Origin of the sequence: Sphingomonas yabuuchiae (genome assembly GCF_001477495.1) — a bacterium.
In the GTDB taxonomy this organism is placed as follows: domain Bacteria; phylum Pseudomonadota; class Alphaproteobacteria; order Sphingomonadales; family Sphingomonadaceae; genus Sphingomonas; species Sphingomonas yabuuchiae_A.
This window is the reverse complement of sequence record NZ_LDTF01000105.1, coordinates 1-5,941: the sequence shown is the minus strand read 5'-3', so window position 1 is coordinate 5,941 and position 5,941 is coordinate 1. Positions and strand designations below refer to the sequence as shown.

Below are 5,941 nucleotides of genomic sequence, written 5' to 3'. Positions count from 1 at the left end.
CCCCCATCCCCTCCCGCCTGCGGGAGGGGCGTGTTTTGTGGAGAGCAAAGAAGTCCTTCGCGGCATTCACCTGGGTGCCACGCGATGGTCGGAGCCCGGCACGCCCCTGCGGCCTCTCCCACAGCCGCGAAAGCCCCCTCTTCTTCCTCCCCTCCCGCAAGCGGGAGGGGTCGGGGGAGGGTACGGAGTCTCACCGAGACCATCGCCCGCAGCCCTTCCCTCTCCCATTCCCTCCCGCCTGCGGGAAGGGCGTGCCAGGACGTGCGTAGCGGGCCTTACGGCAGAACCTCACCCGGATCGACGCCCCAGATCGAGCCGACGGGCACGAACCCCGCCTGCCCCTTCACGTCGAACCGGCACCAGCCGCCGTTGCATTCGCTGATGCGGCCGACCACGCCGGGTGCCGCACGCCACAGGGTCTTGGCCCCGTCATCCGGGGCCGAGCGCATCGGCAGCGGCTCGGTGCCGCGCACGATGGCGGTGCGCGTGTTGCGGAGCAGGACGGCGAGCATCCAGCCCTCCGTGCCGTCCGGGTCCTGGACCTTGCGCCATTCCTTGAACACCGCGACGACCTTCACGGGCAGGTCGGCGCGGCGGTAATTCCAGCTGGCGGGATAGGTTCGTGCCGGGCCGGTCCGCATCCGCGCCACCGAGGCGCCGATCGACCCATAATAGGGCAAGGCCCGCTTTTCGGTCGCGGCCTTCGCCATCGGGGCAAGCGGCCCCACCGCCAGCATTCCGCTCGCCAGCGTCGCCGCCAAAACAGCCAGCCCGGCCATGGACCTGCGCATCATCCGTACCTTCACTTGCCCGCCTGTGCGTTGCTCTACGCCGAGCCGGGGGGCCGCTTCAACCATGTTCGGGCGTGCGATCGCCGGTTGACGGACCCGCAGGCTTGCCGCAATCCGATGGTCATGGTCGATCCACGCCGCTGCCTGAACCCCAGGGTGGTCGTCACCCGCGAACTGCCCGATCCCGTCATGGAGCGGATGGCCGCGCTGTTCGAGACTCAGGCGAACCAGGGCGACGAAAAATTCACCCGCGATCAACTGGCCGCCGCCATGGCTGACTGCGACGTGCTGGTCCCCACCGTCACCGATCCGATCGACACCGACCTGATCGCGAATGCCGGACCGCGCCTGAAGCTGATCGCCAATTTCGGCGCGGGCGTGAACCATATCGACCTGAAGGCGGCGCGGGCGCGCGGCATCATCGTCACCAACACGCCCGGCGTCCTGACCGAGGACACCGCCGACATGACCATGGCGCTGATCCTGTCGGTGCCGCGCCGCCTGCCCGAAGGAGAAAAGCTGGTCCGTTCGGGCGCATGGAAGGGCTGGAGCCCCGGCGGGATGCTGGGCCACCGGATCGGCGGCAAGGCGCTGGGCATCGTCGGCATGGGGCGGATCGGCCAGGCGGTCGCCCGGCGCGCGCGCGCCTTCGGCCTGTCGATCCACTACCACAACCGCCGCCGCCTGCCCGCCAGCGTCGAGCAGGAACTGGGCGCGACTTGGTATGGCGATCTCGATGCGATGCTGGGGGCGGTCGACATCGTGTCGATCCACACGCCGCTCAACGCCGACAGTCACGACCTGATCGATCGCCGCCGCATCGCGCTGATGCGCCCCCATGTCTATCTCATCAACGCCAGCCGGGGCGGGATCGTCGACGAGGATGCGCTGGTCGAGGCGCTGGAGCAAGGGCAACTGGCCGGCGCCGGGTTGGACGTATGGCGGCACGAACCCGTGATCGACCCGCGCCTGCTCGCCCTCCCCAATGTCGTGCTGACCCCGCATATGGGCTCGGCCACATGGGAGGGACGCGTCGCCTCGGCCGAAAAGGTCATCGCCAATATCCGTAGCTGGGCCGACGGCCACCGCCCGCCGGATCAGGTGCTGGAGGGGTGGCTTTAAGCGACCATCAGCCGCCGAGAGCGATCAGTCGACACCCTGAACGACGAAGGTGAACCACGCGCTCTCCGCATGATCGTAAAGCTGGACGACCTGATCCTCGACCCGGCAGGTGAAGTGGCCCGAACTGCTGCGGTCAAAGCCCTTCGTACCGTCATCGGCGATTTCCATATAGATCGCAGCCCCGCTCCCGGTTTCGCGCAGTTCGGGCAGGCTGCCGCCGAACTTCACGTTCCGGTCGCCGTCCAGCCCCTGCAGATGCTCCCCCCGAGCCTCCGCCGCGATGCGACAGTGACGGTCCAGCGTCTGGTCATAGAGACCGGCCACCTTCCTGCCGGTCACGAGCGCATGGGACGAAGCGGCGATGATCGCGCGGATATCTGGTTGCATGACATGCGACTGACACAGCCCATGGACCGGATCAACCTCGCGCTCGATCATCGCGACACGGCAGCGGGAAGCAGCGCCGCTGATCCATGTCAAATTGTTGCGATGCGGAACCGTTGCGGCACGATTGCATTCCCCCTCCTGTCATTCAACGGGAGCTACCACCATGAAAAAGCTGGCAATTACCTTCGCCCTGGCAGCCACGGCGATGTCGATCTCGGCCTGTTCGACGTTGAAGGGCGCCGCCATCGGTGGTGCAGGCGGCGCAGGCGTGGCGGCGGCCACGGGCGGCAGTGTCCAGCGTGGCGCGGCGGTCGGCGGTACGGCGGGCGCGGTCGTCGGGACCGTCGCCGACTAATCTATCTCGCGGGAGCGGCGGCCTTCCCTGCCGCTTCCGCCATCAGCGCCCGGATACGCGGCGCATCCTTTGGCCGCCCGAAAAGGCGAAACAGCGCGAGCAGTTCCTGCTGGTCGGGCACGAACAGCGGCCCGTCGATTTTCATGATCCGCTGACGCGTGCAGGGCTCGACCCGCTGCCAGTCTCCGGCGACGGCGACATCGAGACCGGCCATCACCTCGACCGGAACGAGCGTAGCCCCCCAGCGCGCGAAAGCCGTCGAGCGGAACAGCGGATCAGGCGGTAACACCACCGGCGTGATACCCAGCCGGTCGAACACCGCATCGGCCAGCCCCGCCTCGATCAGCAGATCGACATCACCGACCGGACCGGCATCGATACCGTGCAGCGTCAGCGCCGCGCTGCCGATGATCCACCAGCCATCGGGAAATGACGCCATCGCCCCTGCGACGCTGTGCAACGTCGCGCAGAGTTCCGGCGTCATCATGACCGATCAGTCCCCGGTCAGGATGCGGTCGACCAACTGCTTCACGGTCGGCACGAACCCGTTCGAATAGAAGGGGTCCCGCTTGAAATTATAGGCCGCGTGCCCGGCGAACATCAGGTTCTGCTCGACATCGCCGCCATGCGCGATCTCCTGCAGCGTCTTCTGGATGCAGAAGCTGCGCGGGTCGGCGAGACGGCCGGTCGAATTGGTTTCGCTGTCCGCCCAGCTGGAGAACAGGCACTGCGACAGGCAGCCCATGCAGTCGGCCTGGTCCTTGCGGATTTCCTTGGCCTCTTCCGGGGTCACGAACACCAGCGTGTTGTCGGGCGTCTTCAGGGCCATGGTGAAGCCCGCGCCGAACCATTCGCGTGCGCGCAGCAGGTCGCCCTTCGTCACCCAGAAATTCTTGCCCTTCACACCCACGTCGAGCTGGAAGACATGGTCGCCCGCTTCCTGCGTCGAAAAGGCGATCTGGCGCTCCGAGCGCGCTTCCAGGCTGCGCAGGAAGGGATTGCGCACCGCGCTGGAATAGAAGCCGGTCGGCGAGAAGCGATGGAGCAGGACATCGCCCTCCTCGATCGTCATCAGCCGCTGCTTCCACTCTTCCGGGATCGGGCTTTCCTGGGTCAGCAGCGGGCGCGTGCCGAACTGGAAGGCGATCTTGCCCAGTTCGGGATTGTCGATCCAGTCGTTCCAGTCGCGAAGATACCAGACGCCGCCCGCCATCACGATCGGCACCTCGTCCGAGATCCCGCCCTCGCGCATCGTGTCGCGTAGCGCTTTCACGCGCGGATAGGGGTCTTGCGGCTGCAAGGGGTCTTCGGCGTTGGACAGGCCGTTATGGCCACCGGCGAGCCAGGGATCTTCATAGACCACCGCCGACAGCCATTCCGACGCCTTGGAATAGGCCCGCTTCCACAGCGCGCGGAAGGCGCGGCCCGACGAAACGATCGGCAGATAGCTGACCTGGTGATGCGCCGCGATCTCGGACAGCTTGTAGGGCATGCCCGCACCGCAGGTGACGCCCGCGACCAGCCCCTTGGTGCGCGCCAGCACGCCTTCCAGCACCCGCTGCGCGCCGCCCATTTCCCACAGCACGTTGATGTTGATCGCGCCCTTGCCACCGGCAATGTCCCAGGCGCGCTTCACCTGCTGGACCGCGCCCTCGATGGCATATTCGATCAGTTCCTCATGCCGCTCGCGCCGGGTCAGCGCACGGTAGATCTGGGGAATGATCTTGCCCTCGGCGTCATAGCTGTCCGCGTTCACCGCCGACACGGTGCCGACGCCGCCCGCCGCCGCCCAGGCGCCCGCCGAAGCGTGGTTGGTCGCCGCGACGCCCTTCCCGCCTTCGATCAGCGGCCAAACCTCGCGGCCGTTGTACAGGATGGGGCTCAAGCCTTTGAACACGTCTTCACCTTACTGGTCCGAAAGGGTTTCATATAGCGTGTTAGGTTCGCTTAGCGAGGGGAATTAACGACACACGCCCGTACCAGCCCCATACCGACCTCAGCCTAGCGCGCCGGGCCGCCCCAATACGCCTTCGTACAGCGCCTTGTAGCGCGCGACCATCTGCGCCTGGTCGAATTCCGCGCGCACCCGTGCCTGATTGGCCGCGCCCGCCTGGGCGCGCAACTCGGGATGCGCGATCAGCGCCTGGATCACGTCGCGGAGGCGCACCTCGTTGGGGGCGTCGGCGATGAACTGGCGATTGGGCTCGGACACCATCATCGGTACGTCGCCCACCGGCAGCGAGGCGATGGGAAGCCCGGCGGCCATGCCCTCCAGCACCGAGATCGGCGCCTGTTCGGACAGCGAGGACAAGACGACGATGTCGAAATGGCGGATATAATTATATGGCCGCTCCAGAAAGCCCGGCATCACCAGCCGGTCGGCAATGCCCATGGCGGCGGCGGCCTGCATGATGTTCGCCCGCTCCGGCCCCTCGCCCACGATCACCAGCCGGAAGCGGTTGGGAATGCCGCCCATCGCGCGGACCAGCATCGGCAGGTTCTTGACCGTCCGGAGTCCTGCCAGCGCGCCGACGACGATCTCCTTGGGCTGGCGGACGAAACCGGGAATGCCCTTGGGATCGGGGTCGCGGGCATAGAGCATGGTGTCGATGCCGTTGGGGATGCGATGGACCCGTTCGGCGGGTTGTTTCCAGGTCTGGCGCGCAATGCCCTCCAGGATATGGCTCGGCACCGCCAGCGCGTCCGCCGCCGACAAGGCGATACGGCGATAGATGTTGCGCTCGATCTTGAGGCCGCGCGCCTCGTCGGCGTTGAACCCGTCCTCGTGATGGACCAGCGGCGGCGCACCCTTGGAGTAGACGCGGCGCGCCATCACCCCGTCGATCGCGCCCCAATTGTACGTCAGCACCAGGTCGAAGCGGCGCATATAGGCGGCGATCACCTCGTACCGCTTGACCGAGGGCTTGCCGGTCAGCGGCGGCGCGTCCTGCGCGATCTCATAGCGGATGCCCTTGGCGATGGCATCGCGCGCACCGAGTTCGTCGGGCATGGCGGACACGATGGTATGCCTGGCGGCATCGCCAAAGGCGTTCATCAACGCGACCGCCCGCGCCTCCTTGCCGCCCAGCGAGAAGGAGGAGTGGAGATGCAGGATGTTCAGCGGACGGGCCATGCCCGCCGGATTAGCGGGCGGCGGCGGGGTTGGAAACCGCTAACGCCACCATCCTCCCCTGCAAGGGGAGGTGGCAGGCCGAAGGCCTGACGGAGGGGGGCTTCCACACGGGGACGTCCTGTGTGGCACGCCCCCTCCACCAGCTTCGCTGGT

At 67.0% G+C, this 5,941-nt stretch carries 7 protein-coding genes; 2 read left to right on the top strand and 5 right to left on the bottom strand.

Annotation, left to right across the window (positions count from 1 at the left end; genetic code table 11):
* Nucleotides 1-275: 275 nt before the first annotated feature.
* Nucleotides 276-791, bottom strand: a complete 516-nt coding sequence (locus tag NS355_RS16390; protein ID WP_084788056.1) for an SH3 domain-containing protein — start codon at nucleotides 789-791, stop codon at nucleotides 276-278.
* Nucleotides 792-914: 123 nt separating this feature from the next.
* Here NS355_RS16390 and NS355_RS16385 point away from each other — a divergent pair, with 123 nt between their 5' ends.
* Nucleotides 915-1,913, top strand: coding sequence for a 2-hydroxyacid dehydrogenase (locus tag NS355_RS16385; RefSeq protein ID WP_058746661.1), 999 nt, complete (start codon nucleotides 915-917; stop codon nucleotides 1,911-1,913).
* Nucleotides 1,914-1,937: 24 nt separating this feature from the next.
* Here NS355_RS16385 and NS355_RS16380 read toward each other — a convergent pair whose 3' ends face one another.
* Complete coding sequence (locus NS355_RS16380; protein WP_058746660.1) at nucleotides 1,938-2,300, bottom strand: hypothetical protein; 363 nt, start codon at nucleotides 2,298-2,300, stop codon at nucleotides 1,938-1,940.
* 163 nt (nucleotides 2,301-2,463) lie between these two features.
* On the opposite strand from NS355_RS16380, the gene NS355_RS16375 reads away from it, so the two are divergent.
* Nucleotides 2,464-2,655, top strand: coding sequence for a hypothetical protein (locus tag NS355_RS16375; protein WP_058746658.1), 192 nt, complete (start codon nucleotides 2,464-2,466; stop codon nucleotides 2,653-2,655).
* Nucleotide 2,656: 1 nt separating this feature from the next.
* On the opposite strand, the gene NS355_RS16370 is transcribed toward NS355_RS16375, so the two are convergent.
* The 3 genes from NS355_RS16370 to NS355_RS16360 all read right to left on the bottom strand — a co-directional run bounded on the left by NS355_RS16370 (nucleotide 2,657) and on the right by NS355_RS16360 (nucleotide 5,788).
* Entirely contained in the window at nucleotides 2,657-3,142 is a 486-nt protein-coding gene (locus NS355_RS16370) for a hypothetical protein (RefSeq protein WP_084788054.1), read from the bottom strand.
* Between the two features lie 6 nt (nucleotides 3,143-3,148).
* Nucleotides 3,149-4,552, bottom strand: coding sequence for an NAD(P)H-dependent flavin oxidoreductase (locus tag NS355_RS16365; RefSeq protein ID WP_058746657.1), 1,404 nt, complete (start codon nucleotides 4,550-4,552; stop codon nucleotides 3,149-3,151).
* Between the two features lie 99 nt (nucleotides 4,553-4,651).
* On the bottom strand, nucleotides 4,652-5,788 hold the full coding sequence (locus NS355_RS16360) for a glycosyltransferase family 4 protein (RefSeq protein ID WP_058746656.1): 1,137 nt from the start codon (nucleotides 5,786-5,788) through the stop codon (nucleotides 4,652-4,654).
* Nucleotides 5,789-5,941: the final 153 nt, after the last annotated feature.

What these genes read in the sequence shown, in the direction of transcription:
- NS355_RS16390 (WP_084788056.1), bottom strand. Translation starts at nt 791, where the DNA reads ATGCGCAGGTCCATGGCCGGGCTGGCTGTTTTGGCGGCGACGCTGGCG.
- NS355_RS16385 (WP_058746661.1), top strand. Translation starts at nt 915, where the DNA reads ATGGTCGATCCACGCCGCTGCCTGAACCCCAGGGTGGTCGTCACCCGC.
- NS355_RS16380 (WP_058746660.1), bottom strand. Translation starts at nt 2,300, where the DNA reads ATGCAACCAGATATCCGCGCGATCATCGCCGCTTCGTCCCATGCGCTC.
- NS355_RS16375 (WP_058746658.1), top strand. Translation starts at nt 2,464, where the DNA reads ATGAAAAAGCTGGCAATTACCTTCGCCCTGGCAGCCACGGCGATGTCG.
- NS355_RS16370 (WP_084788054.1), bottom strand. Translation starts at nt 3,142, where the DNA reads ATGATGACGCCGGAACTCTGCGCGACGTTGCACAGCGTCGCAGGGGCG.
- NS355_RS16360 (WP_058746656.1), bottom strand. Translation starts at nt 5,788, where the DNA reads ATGGCCCGTCCGCTGAACATCCTGCATCTCCACTCCTCCTTCTCGCTG.